The 24,984-nt window shown below is 62.2% G+C and carries 22 protein-coding genes; 9 read left to right on the top strand and 13 right to left on the bottom strand.

Annotation, left to right across the window (positions count from 1 at the left end):
* Positions 1-72: 72 nt before the first annotated feature.
* The 6 genes from KUV51_RS19970 to KUV51_RS19945 are packed head-to-tail and all read left to right on the top strand — an operon-like array spanning position 73 to position 6,407.
* On the top strand, positions 73-696 hold the full coding sequence (locus tag KUV51_RS19970) for a tripartite tricarboxylate transporter TctB family protein (protein ID WP_315898854.1): 624 nt from the start codon (positions 73-75) through the stop codon (positions 694-696).
* A complete protein-coding gene (locus tag KUV51_RS19965) occupies positions 696-2,186 on the top strand; it encodes a tripartite tricarboxylate transporter permease (protein WP_222523218.1) in 1,491 nt (496 codons plus the stop codon). Before KUV51_RS19970 ends, KUV51_RS19965 begins: the two co-directional genes overlap by 1 nt.
* 36 nt (positions 2,187-2,222) lie before the next feature.
* Positions 2,223-3,155, top strand: a complete 933-nt coding sequence (locus KUV51_RS19960) for a tripartite tricarboxylate transporter substrate-binding protein (protein ID WP_222523217.1) — start codon at positions 2,223-2,225, stop codon at positions 3,153-3,155.
* Between the two features lie 47 nt (positions 3,156-3,202).
* Positions 3,203-3,916, top strand: coding sequence for a type 1 glutamine amidotransferase (locus tag KUV51_RS19955; RefSeq protein WP_222523216.1), 714 nt, complete (start codon positions 3,203-3,205; stop codon positions 3,914-3,916).
* A complete protein-coding gene (locus KUV51_RS19950) occupies positions 3,913-5,133 on the top strand; it encodes a cytochrome P450 (RefSeq protein WP_222523215.1) in 1,221 nt (406 codons plus the stop codon). The genes KUV51_RS19955 and KUV51_RS19950 overlap by 4 nt, the downstream gene beginning before the upstream one ends.
* A 5-nt stretch (positions 5,134-5,138) precedes the next feature.
* Positions 5,139-6,407, top strand: coding sequence for a glutamine synthetase family protein (locus KUV51_RS19945; protein ID WP_222523214.1), 1,269 nt, complete (start codon positions 5,139-5,141; stop codon positions 6,405-6,407).
* A gap of 428 nt (positions 6,408-6,835) precedes the next feature.
* Here KUV51_RS19945 and KUV51_RS19940 read toward each other — a convergent pair whose 3' ends face one another.
* Positions 6,836-7,576 carry an SDR family oxidoreductase gene (locus KUV51_RS19940; RefSeq protein ID WP_222523213.1) on the bottom strand — a complete coding sequence of 247 codons (741 nt, stop codon included), beginning with the start codon at positions 7,574-7,576 and terminating at the stop codon, positions 6,836-6,838.
* 3 nt (positions 7,577-7,579) lie between these two features.
* The gene (locus KUV51_RS19935; RefSeq protein ID WP_222523212.1) at positions 7,580-8,215 is read right to left on the bottom strand and encodes a YceI family protein; all 636 of its coding nucleotides are present in this window, start codon (positions 8,213-8,215) and stop codon (positions 7,580-7,582) included.
* A 99-nt stretch (positions 8,216-8,314) separates the two neighbouring features.
* Between KUV51_RS19935 and KUV51_RS19930 the strand changes: the two genes are divergently transcribed.
* Positions 8,315-9,205 carry a LysR family transcriptional regulator gene (locus tag KUV51_RS19930; protein ID WP_222523211.1) on the top strand — a complete coding sequence of 297 codons (891 nt, stop codon included), beginning with the start codon at positions 8,315-8,317 and terminating at the stop codon, positions 9,203-9,205.
* Here the strand turns inward: KUV51_RS19930 and KUV51_RS19925 are convergent.
* Positions 9,202-9,660 carry an Lrp/AsnC family transcriptional regulator gene (locus KUV51_RS19925; protein WP_222523210.1) on the bottom strand — a complete coding sequence of 153 codons (459 nt, stop codon included), beginning with the start codon at positions 9,658-9,660 and terminating at the stop codon, positions 9,202-9,204. The two genes, KUV51_RS19930 and KUV51_RS19925, sit on opposite strands and share 4 nt — an antisense overlap.
* A gap of 122 nt (positions 9,661-9,782) precedes the next feature.
* Here KUV51_RS19925 and KUV51_RS19920 point away from each other — a divergent pair, with 122 nt between their 5' ends.
* Complete coding sequence (locus KUV51_RS19920) at positions 9,783-13,187, top strand: indolepyruvate ferredoxin oxidoreductase family protein (protein ID WP_222523209.1); 3,405 nt, start codon at positions 9,783-9,785, stop codon at positions 13,185-13,187.
* Here KUV51_RS19920 and KUV51_RS19915 read toward each other — a convergent pair.
* The 6 genes from KUV51_RS19915 to KUV51_RS19890 all read right to left on the bottom strand — a co-directional run bounded on the left by KUV51_RS19915 (position 13,174) and on the right by KUV51_RS19890 (position 18,334).
* Positions 13,174-13,839 (bottom strand): D-lyxose/D-mannose family sugar isomerase, encoded by a 666-nt coding sequence (locus tag KUV51_RS19915; protein ID WP_222523208.1) that lies wholly within the window; start codon positions 13,837-13,839, stop codon positions 13,174-13,176. The genes KUV51_RS19920 and KUV51_RS19915 overlap by 14 nt on opposite strands.
* Positions 13,840-13,843: 4 nt before the next feature.
* Positions 13,844-14,758 (bottom strand): carbohydrate kinase family protein, encoded by a 915-nt coding sequence (locus KUV51_RS19910; RefSeq protein ID WP_222523207.1) that lies wholly within the window; start codon positions 14,756-14,758, stop codon positions 13,844-13,846.
* Positions 14,755-15,372 (bottom strand): nucleoside/nucleotide kinase family protein, encoded by a 618-nt coding sequence (locus KUV51_RS19905; RefSeq protein WP_222523206.1) that lies wholly within the window; start codon positions 15,370-15,372, stop codon positions 14,755-14,757. The genes KUV51_RS19910 and KUV51_RS19905 overlap by 4 nt, the downstream gene beginning before the upstream one ends.
* A 1-nt stretch (position 15,373) precedes the next feature.
* Entirely contained in the window at positions 15,374-16,144 is a 771-nt protein-coding gene (locus KUV51_RS19900) for an ATP-binding cassette domain-containing protein (protein ID WP_222523205.1), read from the bottom strand.
* Positions 16,141-17,205 (bottom strand): ABC transporter permease, encoded by a 1,065-nt coding sequence (locus KUV51_RS19895; protein ID WP_222523204.1) that lies wholly within the window; start codon positions 17,203-17,205, stop codon positions 16,141-16,143. The genes KUV51_RS19900 and KUV51_RS19895 overlap by 4 nt, the downstream gene beginning before the upstream one ends.
* 109 nt (positions 17,206-17,314) lie before the next feature.
* Complete coding sequence (locus KUV51_RS19890; protein WP_222523203.1) at positions 17,315-18,334, bottom strand: sugar ABC transporter substrate-binding protein; 1,020 nt, start codon at positions 18,332-18,334, stop codon at positions 17,315-17,317.
* Between the two features lie 145 nt (positions 18,335-18,479).
* Here KUV51_RS19890 and KUV51_RS19885 point away from each other — a divergent pair, with 145 nt between their 5' ends.
* A complete protein-coding gene (locus tag KUV51_RS19885) occupies positions 18,480-19,682 on the top strand; it encodes an ROK family transcriptional regulator (protein WP_222523202.1) in 1,203 nt (400 codons plus the stop codon).
* On the opposite strand, the gene KUV51_RS19880 is transcribed toward KUV51_RS19885, so the two are convergent.
* Genes KUV51_RS19880 through KUV51_RS19865 form a run of 4 tightly spaced genes read right to left on the bottom strand, consistent with a single transcriptional unit; the run spans position 19,679 to position 24,875 of the window.
* Positions 19,679-20,767 carry an ABC transporter ATP-binding protein gene (locus KUV51_RS19880; RefSeq protein WP_222523201.1) on the bottom strand — a complete coding sequence of 363 codons (1,089 nt, stop codon included), beginning with the start codon at positions 20,765-20,767 and terminating at the stop codon, positions 19,679-19,681. The genes KUV51_RS19885 and KUV51_RS19880 overlap by 4 nt on opposite strands.
* 51 nt (positions 20,768-20,818) lie before the next feature.
* Positions 20,819-22,474 (bottom strand): alpha-amylase family glycosyl hydrolase, encoded by a 1,656-nt coding sequence (locus KUV51_RS19875; protein WP_222523200.1) that lies wholly within the window; start codon positions 22,472-22,474, stop codon positions 20,819-20,821.
* Positions 22,475-22,485: 11 nt separating this feature from the next.
* The gene (locus tag KUV51_RS19870; protein WP_222523354.1) at positions 22,486-23,640 is read right to left on the bottom strand and encodes a carbohydrate ABC transporter permease; all 1,155 of its coding nucleotides are present in this window, start codon (positions 23,638-23,640) and stop codon (positions 22,486-22,488) included.
* The gene (locus KUV51_RS19865; protein ID WP_222523199.1) at positions 23,640-24,875 is read right to left on the bottom strand and encodes a carbohydrate ABC transporter permease; all 1,236 of its coding nucleotides are present in this window, start codon (positions 24,873-24,875) and stop codon (positions 23,640-23,642) included. The genes KUV51_RS19870 and KUV51_RS19865 overlap by 1 nt, the downstream gene beginning before the upstream one ends.
* Between the last annotated feature and the right edge of the window lie 109 nt (positions 24,876-24,984).

The raw sequence follows: 24,984 nt of genomic DNA, 5'->3' as shown, positions 1-24,984 counted from the left end.
GTGCGGCCCCTCCGGTCAAGCGCCACCGGGCCGGGGTTTGCCAGTGCGTGCCCGCCCGACAAGAAGATCAACGTGACCGACATCACTGACTTTCGCCGGGGGCGGGGGGATCTGATCTTTTCCCTGTTCATGGCGGGGCTGGCGCTGTTTTTCCTGCTCTTCTTCTTCACCCAAACGGGGTGGGAGGACCGAAAGCTGCCGCACAACATGGCCCGCTACTGGATGGACCAGTTTGGCGTCACCGCGCCCGAGGGGCGAACGGCCCGGCTGGGGCGTATCCTGAAACAGGGCTGGGTCGCGCCGCTGATCTGCCTGTGCGTACTGGTGCCCGCAGCGTTATGGAACCTGCGCGGGGCGTGGCGGGCACATGCGTGGCGCAAGCGGTTCAAGCAGTCGACGGCCGTCACTTATGAGTTGGGACAGTGGCTTCGCGCGCTGGAATATGTGGCTTGGTTCGTGGCCTACACGCTGCTGGTGCCGGTGCTTGGATACCTTGTCTCCACAGTATTGTTGGGCACACTTTTGCCGTGGCGGCTCGGCTACCGCGGCGTGCGCTGGATGGGCATCTGTCTGGCCGTCAGCTTCACCATCGTGCTGGTGTTCCGCACCGGCCTGCAGATCAAGACGCCGGTGAACATTTGGCTTTACGATCAGCTTCCGCAGGGCATGGAGACCTTCATGCAGGTGTGGTTCTGATGGAGGCGTTCTGGGCTGGTCTCGACAACCTTGCCAGTTGGCCTGTGCTGGTCGCGATCCTGATCGGGTCGGTGGGTGGTCTGGCCATCGGGGCCGTGCCGGGGATCGGGCCCGCGATAGCGATAGCGATCTTGCTGCCCGCGACCGTGTTTCTGGATGATCTGGTGTCGCTGGTGCTCCTCCTGGGTGTCTACGGATCATCCATGTACGGCGGCGCGATCCCGGCCATCCTGATCAACACGCCGGGTACACCGGTGAACGCGCTGACGACCTATGACGGCTACGCAATGACGCGGCGGGGCGAGGCCGCGCGGGGCTTGTCGCTGGCATATTCGGCGTCGTTCTTTGGCGGATGCTTTTCGATCCTGTTGGGGCTTGGGGCGCTGATGCTGTTTGGTCCATATCTGCGTGATCTGGGCGCGCTCTTTGGACAGCGTGACATCTTCATGGCTGCGGCACTGGGCGCGGTTCTGCTGATCGCTGCTCATCGCAAGACGATGGGGATTGCCGCGCTGCTATTCGGCCTTGGCTTCCTGATCGCGCTGGTGGGGCGGCAGTCGCTGAAACAGATCGACCGCTATACGTTCGGGATCGAATACCTGTATCCCGGGTTCAACCTGATCGTTGTGATCGTGGGCATATTCGCCATTTCGCAAGCGCTGTTCCTGCTCGCAGGCAAGGACGCCGACCCGCCCGAGGCACGGCTGAAAGGCGGTCTGTTGCATGGCTTCGGAGAGCTGAAAAAGCATCCAGCCGTTGCTACTATCAGTGCGGGATACGGCACCATCATGGGTATCATCCCCGGCGTGGGCGAGTTCGTCGCGCAGTTCTTCAGCTATTCCACCGCGCGGGCCATGTCGAAGGAGCCGGGGCGCTTCGGGCGCGGAGCACCTGACGGGCTGATCGCGTCCGAGGCGAGCAATAACGCCGTGCCAGCCGCCGCCATGGTGCCGCTCTTGGCGCTGGGTGTGCCGGGGGAGGCGCTGACGGCCATGATGATGGTCGTGTTCTTTGATGCGGGGATCAAACCGGGGCCGGACATCTTCGAGAACAACCCCGATTTCCTTTTCTCGCTCTTCATCGCGCTTTTGATCATCAACGTACTGGTGATCCTTACGCTGCTCTTCTCGACCAAGTGGATCGCCAAGATCATCTACGTCCCAAACCGGCTGCTCGGAGCGTTCATCCTGATCCTGGCCTTTGTCGGCGTTTTTTCAATCCGCAACTCGTTCGCGGACTGCATGTTTGCCGCAGGGTTCGGCTATCTCGGCTTCATCCTGCGCCGTCTCGACTGGCCACTGGTGCCCATCGTTCTGGGCCTCGTTCTGGGCTCTATCATGATCGAGAAGCTGACGGCGGGAGCGGGGCAGATCAAGACGGTCTTTGACCTGGTGAACCGGCCCGTGTCTGGCACGCTTTTCGTTGTCATCCTTATCGTGATTGCTGTCACGATCACCCAAAGCCTCCGTACCCGGAGGTTTGAACACTAACCACAAAAGCGAAAACAAAACTCAGGGAGAGTGACCATGAAAAAGCTTTTGACCTCGGCAGCCTTTGCGCTGGCCGCCCTGACCGGCCCCGCGCTGGCAGACTACCCCACCGGACCGGTGCAATTCATCGTGCCTTGGCCCCCCGGGGACTTCGAGGACATCCTGACGCGGATGATTGCTGCCGACATGGCCGAAGCCACGGGCCAGCCCGCGTCGGTCGTGAACCGTCCCGGCGGCGGCGACGGGCCGTTTCCCGGCGCGTTGGAGGTGCTGAATGCGCCCAATGACGGGTCGGTCATCGGGTCCTTCGTCATCGGTGTGCCTATCGTTGGGCCACAGATCGACATCGGGATCGAAGAGGACAGCTTTGTGCCCGTGGGCATCTTTCTGACCTACCCGTTCGTGTTGGCGGCGTCGGGTGATGCGCCTTACTCGAACATGGCGGAACTCGCTGATTATGCGAAGGAAAACGATGTGGTGCTCGGCCATTTCGGTGCTGGCCTGACCCCCACGGCGGTCTCCATGGCGGCGGCGGCCAAGATGGGGTTCGAATTCGCGGATGACAGCGCCTTTGACCTGCTCGACTGCAACACGCTGTCCTCTGGTGATGCGGATGTCATCAACACCACGCTGGCACTGATCGAGCCCTGCCTCGATGACATCAACGTGCTGGGCAACATCGGCGCGCAGCCTATCGCCAAGTTGGATGGGGTGGAGACCATCGCAGCACAATCCGGCGTGAACGACGTGGAGCTTTGGAATGGTCTTTTCGTGACCAAGGGCACCCCGCAGGAGGTGATCGACACCATCGCGGCCGTTGCCGCCGAAACCATGGCCTCGGACGAAGCGCAGCAGTTGATGGCCGAGACAGGGGCCGCCGTCTACTGGCAAGGTCAGGCGGAAGCGGAGGCGCGGATTGAGGCCGACCGTGCCAAGTCGGCCGAGATCAACGAAATCCTCGGACGCTGAGCCAACCGGGGGCGGCTGTGGTCGCCCCCAAGATAGAAAGCCACGCCATGTCCCGTCTCAAGCTCGGCATCCTGCAAGTCAACCACGACCGGTCGGTCGAGGTGGGCGACGCCTTTCCGGACGATGCCCACCGCTTCCGAGATCTGTTTGACGCGCAGGAGCAACGGTTTTCATATCGGGTCTACATGACCATCGGGGGCGAGGTGCCTGCGGATCTGGACGAGCAGGATGCGTACCTGATCACCGGCTCGCCGCTGAGTGTGCTGGACGATCTGGACTTCCTGCCGCCGCTTTATGACTTCATCCGTGCTTGCGATGCGGCGCGCAAACCGCTTCTGGGTGTGTGTTTCGGGCACCAGGCGATTGCGGTCGCGTTGGGGGGCAAGGTCGCGCGGCAGGATTGGAATATTGGCATTGACCAGATCGACATCACGGGCACGCAGCCATGGATGCAACCTGCTGCCAAGTCTTTGAATCTTTACCAGTTTCACCATGACGCGGTGACGCAATTGCCTGCCGGTTGCACGGCTTATGCCGCTTCTGCCAAATGCGCTGTCGCGGGTTTTGCCAAGGGTGATCATATCTTTACCACGCAGGCGCATCCGGAGTTTTCCGACGCCTTCATGCGCTGCGTTCTGGACTACACCAAGCCGCATCTGAGCGCTGTCGAGGCGGCCGAAGCCGAAACGACCCTAGCGCGCCACAATGACGGCCAGCTTTTTGCGGATTGGGCGACGCGGTTCTTTGGGGGCACGCCATGAAGAACCTGGCCGATCACGACAGTTTCGTGGACGGGGTGCCGCATGAGACGTTCGCGCAGATGCGCGCGGATCATCCGCTGCATTGGACGGAGGCGTTTGGTGGACAGAAGGGATTTTGGTCGCTGACGCGCTATTCAGACATCATGGCAGCACAGCGGGATGCAATGACCTTTTCCAGTGCGCAGGGTATCCGGATCGAGGATCAGAGCCGCGAGGAATACCTCGCCCGCCGGACGTTTCAGGAGACGGACCCGCCGGAACACACAATCACGCGCCGGGCGGTGAACCCGGCCTTTGCCAAACCCGTCGTTGCGCAGTTCGAGCCGCTGATCCGGGAACTTGCTTGCGACATCGTGGCCGAAGCGCTGGAGCACGTCGAATTCGACGCCGTTGATCTGATCGCCAAGCGCTTGCCGATGCTCATGCTCGGCCGCATCCTCGGCGTGCCTGACGCAGACCTCGACTGGCTGGTCGAGCGGGGCGATGCGCTGATCGGCAATACGGATCCTGATTTCACAGACACCGTGATCGACAAGGTTGATACCGACGCCTACCGCATGATGCCGTTCCGCTCGCCTGCGGGCGTAGAATTGTATGATTATGCTGAAGACATCCTTAACGGCGCGCGCGACGTGGATGATGCAGGTATTCTGTCCCGCGTTCTGCGCGCCGACGATGGGGCGATCCGGGGGCAGGATTTCAAGAATTTCTTTTGCCTGCTGGTGGCGGCGGGCAATGACACGACGCGCTATTCCATCGCCATGGCGCTGCACCTGCTGACGCAACAGAAGGGTCTGCTTGAGACCCTTCAGGCCGGGCAGGTGTGGGAGACGTGCGCCGATGAGTTCATCCGCCTTGCCTCGCCCACTTTGCACTTCCGTCGGACCGCGACGCGGGATGTGGACATGCACGGTCGGACCATTCGCGCGGGCGACAAGGTGCTGATGTGGTTCGTGTCGGGCAGCCGGGATGAGGCCATGTTCGAGGCCCCCCATACCGCCCGGCTGGACCGCAGCCCGAACCGGCACCTCGCCTTTGGCCAGGGAGGGCCGCATGTGTGCCTGGGCATGTGGCTGGCCAAACTGGAACTGAAATGCGTGCTGCAGGAATTGGCAGGCCACATCAACGGGTTGCAGGCGCTGGATGCGCCTACCTGGACCCGGTCAAATTTTATCTGCGGCGTCAAATCCCTGACCGTCCGCCCCATACTGAAGTGACGCCCATGACGACCCGAACACGCACCCTGTTTTGCGATCTGCTCAATCTGCCCCGCGGAAAGTTCGTGCCACCGGACGTGGCCGCCGGAGGCCGGATCGGCTTTGCCCGCGGGGTATTTGGCACGACCTTTGATCGCGATTTGATCCCGGTACCGGGGGCCGGCGTGTTTGACGGCATTCCCGATATGGAACTGGTGCTGGACGGGGATCGCCGTCCCGACTGGCAGAGAAACAGCGAGATAGCGTTGGGTACGTTGCATGTGGATGGCGCGCCTTTTGGCCTCTGCGCCCGCGCGCGCCTGCAGGACGCAGTGGCTGCGTGGGCGGCGAAAGGTCTGACGCCCATGGTCGGGCTGGAGATGGAGGCCTATGTTTTCCAGCGGGATGCGGATGGCGTCTGGGTGCCCTATGACACGCCGGGTGCTTTTGTCTATGGCACCGGGCCGCAGAACGATCCTGCCGGTTTGATGGAGGCGCTTTGGTCCACCGCTGACGCCGTGGGCTTGCCCATAGAGTCGATGAATGGCGAGTATGACAACGGCCAATTCGAACTGACCCTGAAGTTCGAGGGGGCTTTGGCCGCTTGCGACAATGCGTTTCTTTTCAAGACCATGGCGCGAGAAGTGGCCGCCGCGATGGGGTTGCTTCTGACCTTTCTGCCGAAGCCGATCCCGGATCGGGGCGGGTCCGGGCTGCATATCAATTTCAGCTTTGCCGATGCGCAGGGGGCCAATGTGATTGCGCCCGATGGGCATCTGTCGGAGGTGGCCAAGGGGTGCATGGCTGGGCTGATCCATCACCATGAGGGGCTGGCGGGACTGCTGGCGATGACGGTCAACAGCTATGATCGGTTGGGACCAGCGTCGATGGCGGGGTATTGGGCGAACTGGGCGGATGACCACCGGCTGGTGACGACCCGGTCCTGCGTGACGTCGCCCCGGTCCGCGCGGCTGGAGCATCGGATGGCGGATTGCGCAACGAACCCGTACCTGGCTGTGGCGGCGGTGTTGCGGGCGGCGCTCTTGGGCGTTGAGCAGGGCTATGTGCTTGATGATGCTGAAGATCTTGATGGGCTGGAGAATGTGCGGGCCACCCGGCATGTCCCTTCTGCGCTGGACAAGGCGTTGGCGGCGCTGGATGCCGACAGACCCTTGCGTATGGCTGTGGGGGAGGAGATCTGCGACGCGGTGATCTTTTTGAAGCAGGACGAGGGGAAGCGGCTCAAGGACAAGTCGGTGGACGAGGTGCGCGATTTCTATCTGCCGTTTGTGTGACGTTGGGGTGAGTCGGGGGCCTCGTTAACCTTGTTTTCATGGAGATTGACGCCAAAAACAGGGTGTCACCCCCCGTGCACCATGCGTACACCCCCTGTGCACCCCCATCGGGCGGTTGGGTGCTGCTTAACGCAACGTGCGGTGATCCGAAGGACGCTGCGCGACGACATGGTTTTGGGGGCCAGCCCCCGTCGCCTTTGGCGACTCCCCCGGGATTTTTTTGAAACAGGGAATTCGAACCGGTCCGCGTGGCGGCAAACGGTGAAGCGGATCAGCAAAGGCCCCAGTGGGGCATTTGCCCGCTGAACGGGCGGTGTCCCTCTCGCGCATCGCTGTGCAGTGCGCTGCCGGACATCGCGCGCCGCTTTGCGGCACGCTTGTTGAGGTGAGAATGGACGGAGCCCGGGCTGAAGGGCTTTCTCGCGGTGTCAGAGCGGGGGCAGGCCTGCGATCTGGCGGCCTTCTTCAGTTTTGAGCGAGAAGTCCTGACCGCGCCAAGTGTCGCCTTCGGGACCCATCAGAACCGCGATGGCCTGTCCCACCCAGTCTGCGGGAATGTGCGCCTCCCACGGCAGTTGGCTGACCGGGTTGATGCCGGAGGCGGCGATGTCGCGCTGCATGTCGGTCGCCACCGTGCCGGGGGACAGGCCCATGACGCGCACGCCTGCGCTGCGCGCTTCCTTGTCCGCGACGCGGGTGAGGGAGAGGACGGCGGCCTTGGTTGCGCAATAGTGGCTCCACCCTTCGAGCGCGCTGGTGGCCGCGCCCGAAGAGATGTTGATCACCGTGCCCGAGCCGCGGGCGATCATGCCGGGCAGGGCGGCGCGGAGGCCGTGATAGACCCCCTTGAGATTGACATCGACTACGCGGCCCCATGCCTCCGGATCGCTGTCGGTGAGCCGTGCGATGGGATCGATCAGGCCCGCGTTGTTGATCAGCACATCGATGTCACCCGCCGCCGCCATCATGCGTTCCACCGCGTCGTAGTCGCTGACGTCGCAGGGAATGGCCGTGCCTCTGGTCTCTTCTGCGAGGGCGGCCAGAGCGGCGGCGGACCGGGCCGCCAGCACCACATGCGCGCCGTGGTGGGCGAGGTGCCGGGCGGTGGCCGCCCCGATCCCCTTGCTGGCCCCGGTTATAACGACGGTCTTGCCTTTCACATGCTCCATGTCTCAGCGCCCCCAGGTGCAGGGGATGTTTGTGTCAGGCGTGCCTGCGCATTGCACCAGGTCGAAGTGGAGGTCGACATCGACGCTGAGGCCCGTGGGGCTGTCGATGAAAGCGATGAAATCCATGCCGTGATCGAGCCGCAGGATCTCGCCCGTGGCTTCGAACCCGACGACGCGCACCTCGTCATAGTTCGGGACGAAGTCGGGATAGGTGCGGTCGTGGACCATGGTGAAGTCGAGTGTTACCGGGGCACTTTGCCCGCGCATGGTCAGATCGCCCGTCAGCTTGCCGGAGGTGGGCGTCAGCATCAGGATGTCGGTCGAGGTGAAGGTGATCTGGCCGTGGGTGTCAGCGTCCAGATAGTCGGCATGGCGCAGGTGCGCATCGCGGTCGGCGTGATTGCTGTCGATGCTGGCTGCGTCGATGGTGAAGGTGACTTGAGAGTTCGCGGGGTTTTCTTCGTCGATGAGGAAAGTGCCATCGTAGCTGTTGAAGCGGCCCACGGTGCGGCTGAGGCCCATGTGATTGATTTCCCAACCGATATGGGCGTGGCCGAGGTCGAGTGTCCATTCCGTAGGGGCGGCATGGGCGGGCAGCGTGCTCATGAGCAGGGCGGCGAGAGGCAAGGTGCGGTACATCGGAATCTCCGGTCTGGGTGAATGTGAATCCGACCTAGCCGCTGCGCCGAATGCAAAAAACAGGATTGCTTACATGTGATTGATGCGTAGATTGCATGAATGGACACCGCTGCCCTTCGTACCCTTCAGCTTGTTGCACGGCATCAGAGCTTTGCCGCCGTCGCGCGGGTGCTGGACGTCGATCCCAGTTCTGTCAGTCGGACTGTTGCGGGAGTTGAGGCGCAGTTGGGTCTGCGCTTGTTCCAGCGCTCCACCCGGCAGTTGACGCTGACGGAGGCGGGGGCGCTCTACCTCGATCGGATCGGGCCGCTGCTGGATGATCTGGATCTGGCGCGCGATGCGGCGGCCGAGATCAGTACACAACCTTCTGGTCATGTGCGGCTGACAGCCTCCGTCGCCTTTGGGCAGGAGGTGCTGGTGCCGCAGCTTGCGGCCTTGCGCAGTGCGCTGCCAGAGATCGTTCTGGAGCTGATGTTGAGTGACCAGACCGTGGACCTTGTCGCGGGACAGATCGATTTGGCGATCCGTCTGGCCCCTGCGCCCAAGGGTGATCTGATTAGTGCCCGGTTGATGTCGACGCGGTACCGTGTTGTGGCCGCGCCATCCTACCTGCAATCGCACGGTGCGCCTGCTGTGCCCGAGGATTTGGCCGACCGTCATTGCCTGCGCATGACGCTGCCGGAGTACCGCACCGAGTGGCGGTTCCGGCAGGGCGGTGTGGAGACGGTTGTGGGGGTCGATGGGCCGCTTCTGATCTCGAATGCTTTGGCGTTGCGGGCGGCTGCGCGGGAGGGGTTGGGGCCAGCTTTGCTGGCCGACTGGATGACAGATGGTGATCTGGAACGCGGCACGCTGGTGGACCTGTTTCCGCAGCACGAGGTGACGGCGACGACCTTCGATACCGGCGCGTGGCTTTTGTACCCGAGCCGTGCCTATCTGCCGACCAAGGTGCGGGCGGTGATCGACTTTCTGCGTGGTCGCCTGCGTTAAAACGCGATGCCGGTGTTTGTCTTGATCTCGCGCAGCACGAGGTTGGTTTGCGCGCTGGCCACGGCAGGCAGGCGGAAGAGGAAGGTTTCCAGAAAGGCGTTGTAGGTGTCGAGATCGGCGCAAAGCACCCGCATCTGGTAGTCCGATTGCCCGGTCGTGGCGTAGCACTCCACCACCTCGCGCCGGGTCTCGATGGCGCGGATAAAGGCGGTCAGGTCATCCTCCGAATGGCGGGCGAGTTGGACATGGACAATGGCCTGGAACTGCAGGCCCGTGGCCTTGGAGTTCAGGATCGCGCCATAGCGGTCGATGATCCCCGCCTCTTCCAGTGCCTTGACCCGGCGCCAACAGGCGGAGGGGGACATGCCTGCCGCGTCCGCAAGGTCGGCGTTGGAGATACGGCTGTCCGCTTGCAGGTGCTTGAGTAGGGTGTGGTCGCGATGATCGAGCTTCATGCGGGTAATTTAACCAAGACTAGCCCATTTGGCGACGGGGCGTTTCATTATGTGACCGCTGAACGGTAAAACTGAAATCTCTTACCGCGCTCCAGCCCTCATATTGAAGGCAGGAGGTAGCCATGTCCGACCCAAGCCACCGATTTGACACCTATGCCCTGAATGACCGCTATGACAGCACCGAGGGGCGTGTGTTTCTGACTGGGACGCAGGCGCTGGTGCGCATCATGCTGGATCAGGCGCGGCGCGACCGTGCTGCGGGGCGCAACACGGCGGGCTTTGTGTCGGGCTATCGCGGCTCACCACTCGGTGGGCTCGATCTGGAACTGTGGCGGGCGCGGGAGCGGACAGCGGCGGCCGACATCACCTTCATGCCTGCGGTGAACGAAGACCTTGGCGCGACCGCCGTTTTGGGGGCGCAGCAGGCGGTGCTGGATCCGGACTGCACGCACGAGGGTGTCTTTTCCATGTGGTACGGCAAGGGGCCGGGCGTGGACCGATCGGGCGATGCGTTGAAACATGGCAATGCCTATGGGTCGTCACCGTTGGGTGGTGTGCTGGTGGTGGCGGGGGATGATCATGGCTGCGTGTCGTCGTCGATGCCGCACCAGTCCGACGTCGCTTTCATGGCGTGGTTCATGCCGACACTGAACCCGGCCTCGGTCGCGGAATATCTCAGCTTCGGCGCTTGGGGCATCGCGCTCAGCCGGTTTTCGGGGAGCTGGGCCGGATTCAAGGCAATCTCGGAAACGGTCGAGAGCGGTGCCTCGGTGATCGTACCGCCCGATCCTGTTTTCGTGCAGCCGGACTATGTGGCACCGCAGGGTGGGTTGCATGTTCGGCCTTCTGACCTGCCCAGCCCCGAGATCGAGGTGCGGATCGGACACAAGCTGGACGCGGTGCAGGCCTTTGCCGAGGCAAACCCGATTGATCGGCGGGTCTATGACGTCGACGGCGCGTCTTTTGGATTTGTGACCACGGGCAAGGCGCATCTGGATCTGATGGAGGCGCTGCGCCTTCTGGGTCTGGATGAGGCAACGTGCCGTGCCCGTGGCATCGACATCTACAAGGTTGGGATGGTCTGGCCGCTGGCCCTGCGGGACGCGCGGGCCTTTGTGCGGAGCAAGCGTGAGGTCATGGTGATCGAGGAAAAGCGGGGGATCATTGAAAGCCAGTTCAAGGAGGCGTTCTATGATCTGCCGCGCGACATCCCAGAGCGTATGGTGGGCAAGCATGACGAGACCGGCGCGCCGCTGGTGCCGTGGACGGGGGAGCTGAGTCCGAAGCTGCTGGCGCCGCTTGTCGCCCAGCGGTTGCATCCGTTTGTGCCCGATCTTGATTTGCCTGCGCGGGCCAGGGCGCTTCAGTTACCCCCGAAGCTGTTGAATGTCGCAGGGGCCACGCGCACGCCCTATTTCTGCTCGGGCTGCCCTCACAACACCTCGACCAAATTGCCGGAAGGGTCAAAGGCTGCGTCCGGCATTGGCTGTCACGTGATGGCGTCCTGGATGGACCGCGAGACCGGTGGATATGCCCAGATGGGAGGCGAGGGTGTGCCCTGGGTGGCGGCCTCCAAGTTCAACGGGGGCAAGCACATCTTCCAGAATCTGGGCGAGGGGACGTGGTACCATTCCGGTTCTCTCGCCATCCGGCAGTCTGTCGCTGCGGGGACGAACATCACATACAAGGTGCTTTATAACGATGCGGTTGCAATGACGGGCGGGCAGCCCGTCGATGGCCCGGTGAGCGTCGAGGCGATCGCCTGGTCCAGCCGGGCCGAGGGGGTGGACCGGATTGCGCTGGTGTCAGACGATGTCGCCAAATTCGACCGCGCTGGCTTTCCACCCGGCACCAGTTTTCATAATCGGGACGATCTGGATGCGGTGCAGCGCGAGTTGCGCGACATTCCGGGCGTCACCGTTCTGATCTACGAACAGACCTGCGCCACGGAAAAGCGGCGGCGCCGGAAACGGGGCAGCCTGCCGCCGGTGAAAACCTTTGCCGTGATCAACCCGGAGGTCTGCGAGGGGTGCGGTGACTGCTCGGTTGAAAGCAATTGCCTCAGCGTGGAGCCGCTGGACACACCGCTGGGTCGCAAGCGTCGGATCAACCAATCGACCTGCAACGCCGATATGTCCTGTCTGAAGGGGTTCTGCCCCAGCTTTGTCACTGTCGAAGGGGCGGTCCGCAAGGCGCCGGATCCGGTGGCATTTGATGTGGACGCGGCACGGGCGTGCCTCCCCCACCCTGAACTTCCCACCCTCGAAACGCCCTATGATCTGCTCGTCACCGGTGTCGGCGGCACAGGCGTCATCACCGTAGGCGCTTTGATCACCATGGCCGCGCATTTGGAAGGGCGCGGCGCATCGGTGCTGGACTTCACCGGCTTTGCGCAGAAGTTCGGAACGGTGCTGAGCTACATTCGGTTGGGGCAATCCCCGGATACGCTCCACCAAGTGCGGATAGAGGAGGCTGCCGCCGACGCGGTGATCGGCTGCGATATCGTCGTGTCTTCGGCCCCCAAGGCGTCTGCGCATTACCACGCGGACACGCGCATGGTGCTGAACCGGGCCGAGATGCCCACGGGTGATCTTGTCTTGAACCGCGACGCCAGCCTGCGCATTGACGACCGGGAAGCGGCCATTGCGGAGGTGATTGGTGCAAAGAACCTTTCGGCGGTTGACGCGAATGCGTTGGCCGAGCGGTATCTGGGTGACAGCGTCTTTGCCAATGTCATGCTGCTGGGCGCCGCATGGCAGACGGGGCTGGTGCCGGTCAGTGAAACGGCGCTGAGACAGGCAATTGCGTTGAATGGCGTGGCTGTCGAGAAAAACGCGCGCGCCTTTGATCTGGGGCGGATCTGGGCGCATGATCCTGACGCTCTTGCCGCTGTCGCAGAGGCGAAGACGCCGGAGACGGCGGATGAGATCATGGCGCATCGCTTCGGCTTGCTTGTTGAGTATCAGGACCAAGCTTACGCTACGCTTTACCGCGACACATTGCTGGAGCATACGTGTGCGTTTAGCGAAGGCGACCGACGGCTCGCCGCCCGCGCGCTCTACAAGTTGATGGCTTACAAGGACGAGTACGAGGTCGCGCGGCTGCATACTCAGACCGGGTTTTATGACCGCCTTTCCGAGCAATTCGAGGGTGACTTCAGGGTCAATCATCACCTTGCTCCGCCGGTCTTGTCATGGCGCAGGGATGCGCGTGGCCGGCCTGCAAAGCGCGCCTTCGGGCCATGGATGCAAGGTGCCATGCGCCTGCTTGCCAAGGGCAAGCGCCTGCGCGGCACCTGGTTGGACCCGTTCGGCTACATGGCCGAGCGGCGCGAGGAGCGGGCGCTGGTGGACTGGTACGTCAGAGGGTTGAAGCGCTTGTCGGGTGGAATCACAGACCCGGAAGCGGCCACAGCTTTTCTTGCCGCGCCGTTGGACTTCCGCGGTTATGGTCCGGTGAAGGCTGAGGCGGTTGCGCGGCTAAAGCCGGAAGCAGATGCCGCACTGGAACGGGCTAGTAGTCGCTGACCAGCAGGTACGTGGGCGCCACGTCTTCCTCGATATCTGAAAAGCGCCCGATTGGCTCGGCAAAGATGTTGTCGGTCAGATCGTCGTTCACCGTCGAGACCTCGTGGATCAGGCAATCGCCGCCTTCGCCCCAGAACGCATGCCACGTGGTCGGGGTGAGTGTTACGGATGCACCCACGGGCAGTTTCAGGTGCCCACCGGCGGGCAGTGTTACTGGCACGCCGTCGGTCAGGACATTCACGTCTGCCTTGCGGTCGATCTGTCCCTCTGCATTGCAGGTGAACAGTTCGAGCACCAGCGTGGCACCGCCGCGGTTGATGATGTCCTCGGTCTTCAGCACGTGGCGGTGCATCGGAGATAGCTGGTCCTGGCGCGAGATCATCAGTTTCTCCGCATAAAGCATCGCGCCTTGCTGCCCCATCTCACTCAGATCGCCGTTGCGCATGGTAAAGAGGAACAGGCCCATGTCGTCAAACCGGCCCTGTCCGTAGTCGGTGATGTCCCAGCCGAGCCGCCGGTCGCGGATATGCGCGGCCATGTCGCTGCGCATCTCATCCGGGCTCCACGTGCCGAAGGGCGGAACGGTCCAGCCGTGCTTGGCAAAGAAGTCGGCGCCATTGGAGAGGATGTCGTTCACGCGGGATCGTTTCATCGGATCAATCCAGTTCTTTTTGCCATGGCGGGTTGGCGCCTGCGCGCGAGACGGTGATGGCTGCGGCGCGGGCGGCGAGGGTGAGCATGTCGGTGATCGTCGCCTCGTTCAACGTCTCGGTGGCCGCGGGCGACAGTGACCCTGCGCGGCGCAGAGCCGCGAGGCAGCCCGCGTTGAACGTATCGCCCGCGCCGACGGTGTCGACCACTTGCGCCTTTTCGGCTGCAACGCGGACCTTGGTGCCGTTGGCGAGGTGGGCGGTGGCGCCATCCCCCCCTTCGGTGAGGAGCAGCATCTTGGGACCGAGGTCGAGGATGGTTTGCGCCTTGGCATTCAGGTCGCCATCGGGGACGAGCCAGCCGATGTCGTCATCCGACAGTTTTACAATGTCGGCCCGCCCGATCAGTTTGGTCAGGCGGGCGCGGTAGCCGTCGTGGTCCGAGACAAAGCCGGGCCTGATATTGGGGTCCGCCATGACCAGCCGGTCGGCGGGTTGGGACAGGGCGAGGTCCAGAAGCGTGTCCGCCACGGGCGGGTTGCACAACGATATGCCACCGAAGAACATCGCACTTGTCCCCGCGGGGACAGAAGCAATATCAACGGGTTGGATATTCCGTGTCGCCGTTTCCGCATCATAGAACGTGTAGGTCGCATTGCCATCTTCAAGGTGGACAAAGGCCAGCGTCGTGTTGCGGTTGCTGCGCACGGCGTGGTCCGTCGAAACATTGCTGGACGTCATGTGGTCCGCAATCATCGCGCCGAATGGGTCCGACGACAGGCCGGTGATCAGGCCCACATCCTCGCCCAGACGCCCCAGCGCCACGGCAGTGTTCAGTACAGCACCGCCGACATGGGGGACATAGGCGCCGTCCGCATTCGGGATCATGTCGATGAGGGCTTCGCCCGCGCACAGGATCATTTGGGGCTCTCCGAGAGGGTGACGTCGGCGGGGGCCGACTGGTTCAGGACTGTGGTGATATTGGGCATGTCGTTCGTGTCAATCCAGGTTTGCGCATCAGGTTTGCCGTGTTCGGCCCAGCGGGCGTGAAGTCGGGCGGTGAGAGTGTCGATGGGTGGACGCAGCGCGATCGAGAAAGACCATAGATCGTGAAGCTGGGTCCATGGCGGCGCGTTGAGAAGCAGGTAGTTGCCCTCGACAATCACGGTGCGGCAGGCGGCTTCGACGCGCCCGGCACCGGCGATTGCGATTTCACGGTTGCGGTCGAACACGGGAAAGACAACCTGCTCATGCGATTGCAGTGCCTGCACCAGACGTACGAATCCGTATGCATCGAATGTGTTGGGCGCACCTTTGCGGTTCTGGGTGCCGTCGATTTTCAATAGCGCGTCATCGAGGTGAAAGCCGTCCATCGGCACGACAGATGTGTCTTCGCCCTGATCCCTGAGATGCGCCGCAATGATTTGCGCCAGAGTGCTCTTGCCGCTGGCGGGTGGACCCACGACTGCCACCAGCCGCCGGTGTGGCGTCGTTGGCCGGTCTAGGATCTGCGCGCAGATCTGGTCGAGGGTCATCTTACGCAGCCATCTCCGGTACGGCGGCCCCGGTCATGTAGGCGACCGCGTCTGACATCGAGTGATCCTTGGGGTCGATTACACATAGCCGCCTGCCCAGTCGGTGCACGTGAATGCGGTCGGCCACTTCAAAGACATGAGGCATGTTGTGGCTGATCAGGATGATCGGGATGCCGCGGGATTTCACGTCGAGGATCAGTTCCAGCACCTTGCGGCTTTCCTTGACCCCGAGCGCAGCGGTGGGTTCGTCCAGGATTACCACCTTGGAGCCGAAGGCTGCCGCACGGGCCACGGCGACGCCTTGCCGCTGACCACCCGAGAGGGATTCGACTGCTTGGTTGATGTTCTGGATCGTGGCAAGGCCCAGTTCGCTCAGCTTTTCCCGCGCGAATTTCTGCATCGCGGGTTTGTCGAGTTGGCGAAAGACCTTACCCATGATCCCTGGTTTGCGCAGCTCTCGCCCCATGAACATGTTGTCGGCGATGGACAGGGCGGGGGACATGGCAAGCTGTTGGTAGACCGTTTCGATGCCCCGTTCGCGGGCTTCGATGGGGGAGCGAAACCTCACTTCTTCTCCATCAAGCCAGACCTGTCCTTCATCCGGAATGACCGCGCCCGACACAGCTTTGATCATCGACGACTTGCCCGCCCCGTTGTCCCCGATGACGGCGAGGATCTCGCCCGGCATCAGGTCAAAATCCGCGTGGTCGAGCGCCGTGACTTTGCCATAGCGCTTCACGAGGTTGCGGGCTTTGAGAATGGGTTCGGTCATGCCGCTACCTTCCGTATCCATTGGTCGACGGCGACCGCCGCGATGATGAGCATGCCGATCAGCATGAAGGTCCATTGCGGGTCCGCCCCGGCCATGCGCAGGCCAAGTTCGAACACGCCAACAATTAGCGCGCCAAACAGCGCGCCCGCGATGGAGCCGCGCCCGCCGAAGAGGGAGATGCCGCCAATCACCACGGCGGTGATGGACTGAATATTGCCGATGACGCCCGTGGTGGCCGAGGGCGAGATGGACCCGAACCGCCCGATCATCACCCAGCCTGCGAGCGCGCAAATGAACCCCGCGGCCATGTAGACGGACATGTAGGTTTTGTGGACATCCACGCCGGAGAGTTCCGCCGCTTCGGGGTCGTCGCCCACCGCATAGACATGTCTGCCCCATGCTGTAGATCTGAGCGCATAGGCGAGGATGACGAACAACGCGATCATCCCCAACACGCCGAGGGTGAAGACCGCACCGCCGATGGTGAACTTGGTCCCGAGGAACTGGAGGAAGGACGCTTCCGCCTCGATGTCCTGCGACCGGATGGTTTCGTTGGCGGAGTAGAGGTAGTTCGCCGCGAGCACGATCTGCCACATGCCCAAGGTCACGATGAAGGGGGGCAGCTTCATGCGGCTTACGAGCCAGCCACTGATCGCCCCAAGGGCGGTGCCGACAGTAAGGCCGATGGCGACGGAGACAGCGGGCGGGATGCCATATTGGAAGGATGCCTTGCCCATGACCACGGTGCAGAGCACTGCGATGGCGCCCACGCTCAGGTCGATGCCTGCGGTCAGGATGATCAGCGTTTGGGCCGCGGCCAGCACGCCGACGATCTGCACCTGTTGCAGGATCAGTGTCAGTGCGAAGGGCGAGAAGAAGCGCGAGCCGAGCAGGATGCCGAAAAGCGCGATGGAAAAGATCAGCACGATCAGTGGCACCAGTGAGGGTGTCTGGTGCAGCGTGTGCTGGATTTGCCCGACGATGCCGCGGCGGTGATCCTCGAACTCGGCGACGGTGGCGTCGGAGGAAGATGCAGCTTCATAGTTGTCCGATTGGGTCATGTCGTCCCATCCTTGGCGTGGGGAAAGGGGCAGGCGCTTGGCCTGCCCCGATCAGATCTGGTGGTCCGCGAGGGCCGAGGCCCCCAGCCGTCTGATCCGCGTCAGTGGATCAGCCCCAGCAGAGGTTCTTGCCTTCTTCGACGGAGATGCTCTCGACCCCATCGGCAGGCTGGTCCGTGACCAGCGCCACGCCGGTGTCAAAGAACGCCTTACCTTCGGTTGCTTCGGGCTTGGTGCCGTCTTTCGCCCAGGCGGCAATCGCTTCGATCCCGAGCGACGCCATCAGCAGCGGGTATTGCTGTGAGGTGGCACCGATCACGCCGTCGGCCACGTTCTGCACACCAGGGCAGCCGCCATCGACGGACACGATCAGCACGTCGTTTTCGCGGCCAATGGCCTTGAGCGCTTCATATGCACCGGCGGCGGCAGGTTCGTTGATGGTGTAGACCACGTTGATGAACGGATCCTTGGCCAGCAGGTTCTCCATCGCGCGGCGACCGCCTTCCTCGTTCCCGGCGGTCACGTCATTGCCGACAATGCGCGCATCGGTCTCGTCGCCCCATTTGTTCGGATCGCCGATGTCGATACCAAAGCCGGTCAGGAAGCCCTGATCGCGCAGCACGCCCACGGTGGGCTGGCTGATGGCAAGATCAAGCATGCCGATCTTGGCGTCTGCCGCAGCATCGCCAAGGGTCGCGGCGGCCCACGCGCCGATCAATTCACCGGCCAGGAAGTTGTCGGTGGCAAAGGTCATGTCGGCCGCATCAATGGGTTCCAGCGGCGTGTCGAGCGCGATGACCAGAAGGCCAGCATCCCGCGCCTGCTGCACGACGGGCACAATGCTCGCGGTGTCGGATGCCGTCAGCAGGATGCCCTTGGCGCCGTTTGCGATACACGTCTCGATCGCTTGAACTTGCGTTTCATGGTCGCCATCGACCTTGCCCGCAAAGGAGCTGAGGTTGATGCCAAGTTCTTCCGCCTTGGCCGTGGCGCCCTCGCGCATCTTTACGAAAAACGGGTTGGTGTCTGTCTTGGTGATCAGGCACGCCGAAATTGCATGCCCGTCGGCCAAAGCCGCGCCCGCCATGGTGGTCAGGGCACAAGCCGTGCCCAGCAGTAGTTTCTTCATGGTGTCCTCCCAGAACTTGCCGGACTCGAAAATAGGCGATCCGACCTGCCCCAAGGGAAACGCGATTCTGTGATCCTGTCAATTTATAAATCAACTTGATTTATTAATTGACGCGCGCAAAGTTGTGGCAGGGAGGTATGGTCTGATGGAACTGGACCACGTGCGGACCCTGTCTGGTGGGATCAATCAGACGGGAGTTCGCGCTTACAATGAGCGGTTGATCCTGTCGATCCTGCAGCGCAATGGCGGGCTGCCGGGCAGTGATCTTGCGCGTCGGACGGGGCTGTCGTCGCAGACAGCGTCTGTCATCCTGCGTAAGCTGGAACAGGACGGGTTGTTGATTAAGGGTGCGCCGGTAAAGGGGAAGGTCGGCAAGCCCTCGGTTCCCTATCTGCTGAACCCGGATGGCGTGTTCTCGGTCGGCCTGAAGATCGGGCGACGCAGTGCGGACCTCTTGGTGCTGGATGCGATGGGGCAGGTGCGGCACCAGTTGCGGCATACCTATGACTACCCCTTGCCCGGCCATGTCTTTGATTTCCTCCGCAGCGGTTTTGCTGAATTGATGGATCAGATGGATGACGCGATGCGCGCCCGTCTGTGTGGTGTCGGTATTGCAGCACCCTTCGAGCTTTGGAGCTGGCACGAATTGCTGGACGCGCCGCCGGAGGAGTTTGCCGCCTGGAAGGACGCGGACTTCGTGGCTGAAGTGGCGCGGATCACCGACCTGCCCGTGCGTCTGGTCAATGACGCGACCGCCGCCTGCAGGGCTGAACATGTGTTCGGGATCGGTCGTGAGTATCGCGATTATGTGTACTTCTTCCTTGGCGCATTTGTTGGGGGTGGGGTGGTGCTGGATCACGCAGTTTTTGAGGGGAGTCAGAAGAATGCCGGGGCCTTCGGCACCATGCCGGTAGCAGATCTGAACGGAACATCGGGGCACCTGATCGACCTTGCGTCGATCCGAACGCTCGAGGTCCGGTTGATCGAAGCGGGGGAGGATCCCCGTCAGCTTTGGCAGCAGCCGCAGGACTGGGCGCATCTGGAACAGTTCGTCGTGCCCTGGCTCGAACAAACGGCGGACGCGCTGGCCATTGCCTGTGTCGCGAGCTGCGCTGTGATCGACGTGGAGGCCGTTGTCATCGACGGTGCCATGCCGACATCCATTCGTGCGCGTCTGGTCGATATGACCGGTGCTGCGCTTGCTACGAAAGATATGCGCGGACTGTTTCGGCCCAAGACGGTGGAAGGGCAGATTGGTGGAAATGCCCGTGGCATAGGTGCTGCCACGGGGCCAATCATCGGTCAGTTCCTGCTTGACCGCTCAGCGGCGATGTTCGAGCAGGCTTAGCGGTAGTAAAGCGACTGACCGTTCGAGAACAGCTGCACCTTTTCGGGTGCGGCTGTCACCTTGACCGACTTGCCGCGAAGATCCTTGTGAATGCCCGGCATTTTTGCCAGCACGGCAGACTCACCCTCGTCCGCGTGAAAGTAGAGGATGGTCACTTCGCCCAAGGCTTCGGTGAAATCCACGGTGCCTTCGAATACGGCGTCGCCATCGGTTTCGACCATGTCCTCGGGCCGGACGCCGACGTTGACCTGTAGGCCCTTGTCGCTGTCCTCCGTGGGCACGGCGGATGTCACGATGCCACCGCCCTTCATCTTCACCTTGGTCTGCGCGCCGGTCTCGACAATCTCGCCCGGCAGCAGGTTCATGGACGGGGAGCCGATGAACTGTGCGACAAACTCGTTCTCGGGGCGTTCATATAGCTCAAGCGGAGAGCCGACCTGCGCGATCCCCTTGTTCGCCAGAACCACGATGCGGCTGGCGAGCGTCATCGCCTCCACCTGGTCGTGGGTCACGTAGATCATCGTGCTGTCGGGCATCGACTCTTTCAGTTGCGCAATCTCGATCCGGGTTGCGACGCGCAGGGCGGCGTCGAGGTTCGAAAGCGGCTCGTCAAAGAGATACACCTTGGGGTCGCGGACGATGGAGCGACCGATGGCGACCCGCTGGCGCTGACCACCGGACAAAGCCTTGGGCAGGCGGTCGAGATAAGGCTCAAGCTGCAGGATGCGGGCGGCGCGGTTCACAGCCTCATCAATCTCGGACTGAGATTTCTTTGCCAGCTTCAAGGCAAAGGTCATGTTGTCGCGCACGGTCATGTGCGGATAGAGGGCATAGGACTGAAACACCATGGCGATGCCGCGCTGGGCGGGGGGCACGTCGTTGACGACGGTCCCGTCGATTTCCAGCGTACCGCCGGTGATCTGCTCCAGCCCTGCAATCATGCGCAACAGCGTGGACTTGCCGCAGCCCGATGGGCCGACAAAGACGATCAGCTCGCCCTTTTCGATGTCGAGGTTGATGTTGTTGAGCACGTTGACCGTGCCGCCATATGTCTTTTCGACATCTGTCAGTTTCAAATCGGCCATGGTTGGTCCCTCCCTTCGGGGTGGCGGTGGCCCGCTCCCCGCTCTCCTCGGTTATGTCTTCAGTGCAATTGCCACCTGCCAGGGGCCCAGATGCACGTGTCCATCGGGGCCGGGGGCGATGCTGCCCAGTTCCGATCCGATGGTCACCCATGCGCCCGCAGGCAGGTCCAGTGTGGATGGTTCGTCGCTTAGGTTGATGGCGCAGAATATGGTCTGGTCGTCGTGATGGCGCGTGAAGTGCACCACGTCGCCCGTGGCCTTCACCCCGTCATGGGTGCCTTTCGACAGGGCCTTGTGCGCGTGCCGCAGGGCGATGGCCTTGCGGTAGTGATGCAGCAGGGCACTTGGGTCGTCCTCTTGCGTGGTGACGGCACTGTGCAGATGCTCGCGGCTGACAGGCAGCCACGGATCGCCCGCGGTAAAGCCGCCATGGCTGTTCGATGGCTCCCACACCATGGGGGTCCGGCAGCCGTCGCGACCCTTGAACTCTGGCCAGAATTCGATGCCGTAGGGGTCTTGCAGGTCCTCAAAGGCCACATCGGCCTCGTGCAACCCCAGCTCTTCGCCCTGATAGAGACAGACCGAACCGCGCAGGCACAGGATCAGCGTTGCGTAGGCGCGCATGGCCGCGTCCGACAGCTCCCAGCGGCTCGCGTGGCGGATGACGTCGTGGTTGGAAAACGCCCAGCAGGCCCAGCCATCGGTGGCGACCTCATCGACCTTGTTCAGCACCTCGACCACGCGGGTTGAGGTCAGCGGATCCTTGGCCAGAAACTCGAACGCATAGCACATCTGCACGCGCTCATCGCCTGCCGTGTATTCGCCCATGATCTCGAGCCCGCGCTGCGCGTCGCCCACTTCGCCCACGGCGGCGGAACCGGGGTATTGGTCCAGCAGCGCGCGGAAGCGGGCCAGAAATTCCAGATTCTCTGACTGGTTTTTGGAATGGACGTGTTCCTGGTGGTTATAGGGGTTCACCGATGGGGCGATATTGGCGTTGCGTCGTTCCGGCGGCAGGGCCGGATTGTCGCGCAGGTCCTTGTCGGCATAGTAAAAATTGATGGTGTCGAGTCGGAAGCCATCCACGCCGCGATCCAGCCAGAAGCGGGTCACATCCAGCAGCGCGTCCTGCACATCCGGGTTATGGAAATTCAGGTCCGGCTGCGTCGTCAGAAAGTTGTGCAGGTAATACTGCTCGCGCCGCGGCTCCCACGTCCAGGCGGGGCCACCAAAGATCGACAACCAGTTGTTGGGCGGCGTGCCGTCGGGTTTGGGGTCGGACCAGACATACCAGTCGGCCTTGTCACTGTCGCGGCTGGGCGCGCTGTCCTGAAACCACGGGTGTTCGTCGCTGGTGTGGCTCAGCACCAGATCGATCATCACCCGAAGGCCAAGGGCGTGGGCCGTTTCAACCAGCGCATCGAAATCGGCCATCGTGCCGAACATCGGATCGACGCCGCAATAGTCGCTGACGTCGTAGCCGAAATCCTTCATCGGTGAGGTGAAGAAGGGCGAAATCCAGATCGCGTCGACACCCAGCGAGGCCACGTAGGGCAGGCGGCTGGTGATCCCATTCAGATCGCCGATGCCGTCGCCGTTGCTGTCCTGAAAACTGCGCGGATAGATCTGGTAGATCACCGCCCCGCGCCACCAGTCCGTGTCCGTCACAAGAGTCCGAGCCATGTCGAATTCCGCTTTCTTGTTCATGTAAGGAGGTCCTATTTCACCGACCCGGCCAGCAAACCGCGCACCAGGTATTTCTGCATTGCGAAGAAGACGCACAGCGGCACCGCAATCGACACGAACGCCGCTGTGGCCAGGATTTCCCAATTGCCCCCGCGGGTGCCCAGCAAGTTCACGATCTGGTCGGTCATAACCGTCGTCTGCCCCGTGGCGTCAATCAGGAACACCTTGGCCACCAGCAGGTCGTTCCAGGTCCACAGAAACTGGAAGATCGCAAAGGACGCCAAGGCGGGGAACGACAGTGGGAGGATGATCTTGGTGAAGATCTGGAAATCCGTCGCGCCGTCCACCTTGGCGTTTTCGATGATGTCGCGGGGCAGGCCAACCATGTAATTTCGCAAGAGGTATATCGCCAATGGAAGGCCAAAGCCGGTATGGGCCAGCCAGACGCCGAGGTACCCTTTGCCGATGCCGATCCCCACGTGCAGTTTCAGCAGCGGGATCAGTGCCAGTTGCAGTGGCACCACCAACAGACCCACGACGCAGGCGATCAGGATGGCACGGCCGGGGAAGTCCATCCAAGCCAGCGCGTAGGCGGCGAATGCAGCCACCACGATAGGAATGATGGTTGCTGGGATCGTGACCGTCAGCGTATTGAAGAACGCCTTGGCCATGTTGTCGTTGCTGTCGCCGCTGGTCATGATGTTCACGTAGTTTTCGGTCGTGAACTCGGGCGGCGTTTCTGCGGTAACAAAGGCGCGCTGGCCCCGTCCGCTGATCTGCTCTTCATTGCCGGACCAGGCGTAGTTGCCGTCGGCGTCCACAGTGAAGGTCTCACCATCGCCCAGATCAGCTACGTCACCCGGTTGATAGGCATCCACCGCACGGGATGAGGTGCCCCAGCTCTTGATGTCGCCACCGCCGCCGTTTTCTTCGAAGATGTTGCCCTCGACCACGAACAGATCGCCTTGTTGCACGCGGTTCTCGTCCGGGTCCGAAGCGCGGAAGCGTTCTGTCTGTTCCGAAGGGAACATCGAGGCCCACCAGCCCGACCCGACGATCTGGTCGGCGGTGCGGAAGGACGACACGAGCAGCCCGAAGGTCGGGAACACCCACAGTGCGACAAGCAGCACGACCGAGATGTTTACAGCCCAGCCAAGGGACGATTTGGAACCAGCAATGTTGTCCATCATTTCATCTCCTTACGGGCGTTGTAGACGTTCCAGACCAGGATCGGCGTCACCAAGAGCATGATGATGATGGCCGAGGCTGACCCGACGCCCCAATCATTGGCGCGGAACATCTTGTCGTACATGTAGTTGGCCAGAACCTGTGTCTCCCACTGGCCGTTCGTCATCGCGAACACGATGTCAAAGACCTTGAGAACGACGATGGTGATGGTGGTCCAGACCACCACGATGGTGCCCATGATCTGCGGCACTTTGATCTTGAAGAAGATCTGGAACGGGTTGGCGCCGTCGATGATTGCGGCCTCGACCGTCTCCTCGGGAATGCCGCGCAGGGCGGCCGACAGGATCACCATGGCAAAGCCTGTCTGGATCCAAATCAGTACCACCATCAGCAGGAAGCTGTTCCAGAAGGGGATGGTTAGCCATGTCTGCGGCTGGCCGTAGGGGTAGTCGAAGGTGAATACCCCGATCAGCGAGGACAGCGACAAGTACACGAGGTAGAGCGCCGCAGCACCCACAAACAGGCGCAACGGGACATAGCCCTTGCCGCCGCCGCGTTCCTTGCTCTCGGCAATGGGGCGCACGAAAATCCAGCCGACATAGGCCACGATCGCGGCAAAGGACAAAAGCATGATGGCGGGCAGAAGCTGCAGGAACAGGAACGACCCGATGCCGCCTTCGAATTGCAGCCAAACGGCGTTCAGCACACCGATCTGGCCCTGATCTGCGGGGCGGGCCTCGTACACGAGTTTGAAGATCACGCCCGCACCGACGAAGGAAATCGCCATGGGCATGAAGATCAGCGACTTGGCCGCAGCGCCCCACTTGATCCGGTCGGTCAGTTGTGCGGCCAGCAGGCCAAAGGCGGTCGATGCGGCAGGCACCACGATCAGCCACAGCATGTTGTTGCGCAGCGCTTCCCAGAACTTGGGCTCGGCCATCATCTGGTTGTAGTTGGCAAGGCCGACGAAGGCGCCGCCTGCGTCACGGTCGGTCAGCGACAGGCGCAGCGTTTCGAAAACGGGGTAGGCAAGGTACAAACCCAGCGCGAAGATCGCAGGAAACAGGAACAACCATGGGCGCACTTGGTTGGCGCGGTTGATGTTCCGTCCCGCTTCGGGGCCCTTGGCCGGAAAGATCACTTTGTCGAGGATCTGGTTCGATCCCCAGAAATACAGAACACATCCGCCGACACCGAGCGCGATGGTCATCAATCCCAAGAGTGCAGGGTTCATCTGGCTTCCTCCCTATGGCGAGGCCCGGCTTATGTGCAGGGTCCAGCGCAACCGGCAAAATGGCCGGTGGTCTGACCAGCCCGCATATACGCGGGCTGATCTTTCTTGT

This window comes from Tateyamaria omphalii (assembly GCF_019802125.1).
Lineage (GTDB): Bacteria > Pseudomonadota > Alphaproteobacteria > Rhodobacterales > Rhodobacteraceae > Tateyamaria > Tateyamaria omphalii_B.
Note: the sequence above shows the minus strand (reverse complement) of the source record. Positions and strands in the feature narration are given on the sequence as shown.

What these genes read in the sequence shown, in the direction of transcription:
- KUV51_RS19960 (WP_222523217.1), top strand. Translation starts at nt 2,223, where the DNA reads ATGAAAAAGCTTTTGACCTCGGCAGCCTTTGCGCTGGCCGCCCTGACC.
- KUV51_RS19905 (WP_222523206.1), bottom strand. Translation starts at nt 15,372, where the DNA reads ATGACCCTCGACCAGATCTGCGCGCAGATCCTAGACCGGCCAACGACG.
- KUV51_RS19890 (WP_222523203.1), bottom strand. Translation starts at nt 18,334, where the DNA reads ATGAAGAAACTACTGCTGGGCACGGCTTGTGCCCTGACCACCATGGCG.
- KUV51_RS19885 (WP_222523202.1), top strand. Translation starts at nt 18,480, where the DNA reads ATGGAACTGGACCACGTGCGGACCCTGTCTGGTGGGATCAATCAGACG.
- KUV51_RS19865 (WP_222523199.1), bottom strand. Translation starts at nt 24,875, where the DNA reads ATGAACCCTGCACTCTTGGGATTGATGACCATCGCGCTCGGTGTCGGC.
- KUV51_RS19940 (WP_222523213.1), bottom strand. Translation starts at nt 7,576, where the DNA reads ATGGAGCATGTGAAAGGCAAGACCGTCGTTATAACCGGGGCCAGCAAG.
- KUV51_RS19875 (WP_222523200.1), bottom strand. Translation starts at nt 22,474, where the DNA reads ATGAACAAGAAAGCGGAATTCGACATGGCTCGGACTCTTGTGACGGAC.
- KUV51_RS19900 (WP_222523205.1), bottom strand. Translation starts at nt 16,144, where the DNA reads ATGACCGAACCCATTCTCAAAGCCCGCAACCTCGTGAAGCGCTATGGC.
- KUV51_RS19930 (WP_222523211.1), top strand. Translation starts at nt 8,315, where the DNA reads ATGGACACCGCTGCCCTTCGTACCCTTCAGCTTGTTGCACGGCATCAG.
- KUV51_RS19935 (WP_222523212.1), bottom strand. Translation starts at nt 8,215, where the DNA reads ATGTACCGCACCTTGCCTCTCGCCGCCCTGCTCATGAGCACGCTGCCC.
- KUV51_RS19895 (WP_222523204.1), bottom strand. Translation starts at nt 17,205, where the DNA reads ATGACCCAATCGGACAACTATGAAGCTGCATCTTCCTCCGACGCCACC.
- KUV51_RS19955 (WP_222523216.1), top strand. Translation starts at nt 3,203, where the DNA reads ATGTCCCGTCTCAAGCTCGGCATCCTGCAAGTCAACCACGACCGGTCG.
- KUV51_RS19915 (WP_222523208.1), bottom strand. Translation starts at nt 13,839, where the DNA reads ATGAAACGATCCCGCGTGAACGACATCCTCTCCAATGGCGCCGACTTC.
- KUV51_RS19950 (WP_222523215.1), top strand. Translation starts at nt 3,913, where the DNA reads ATGAAGAACCTGGCCGATCACGACAGTTTCGTGGACGGGGTGCCGCAT.
- KUV51_RS19880 (WP_222523201.1), bottom strand. Translation starts at nt 20,767, where the DNA reads ATGGCCGATTTGAAACTGACAGATGTCGAAAAGACATATGGCGGCACG.
- KUV51_RS19910 (WP_222523207.1), bottom strand. Translation starts at nt 14,758, where the DNA reads ATGATCCTGTGCGCGGGCGAAGCCCTCATCGACATGATCCCGAATGCG.
- KUV51_RS19965 (WP_222523218.1), top strand. Translation starts at nt 696, where the DNA reads ATGGAGGCGTTCTGGGCTGGTCTCGACAACCTTGCCAGTTGGCCTGTG.
- KUV51_RS19945 (WP_222523214.1), top strand. Translation starts at nt 5,139, where the DNA reads ATGACGACCCGAACACGCACCCTGTTTTGCGATCTGCTCAATCTGCCC.
- KUV51_RS19870 (WP_222523354.1), bottom strand. Translation starts at nt 23,640, where the DNA reads ATGGACAACATTGCTGGTTCCAAATCGTCCCTTGGCTGGGCTGTAAAC.
- KUV51_RS19920 (WP_222523209.1), top strand. Translation starts at nt 9,783, where the DNA reads ATGTCCGACCCAAGCCACCGATTTGACACCTATGCCCTGAATGACCGC.
- KUV51_RS19925 (WP_222523210.1), bottom strand. Translation starts at nt 9,660, where the DNA reads ATGAAGCTCGATCATCGCGACCACACCCTACTCAAGCACCTGCAAGCG.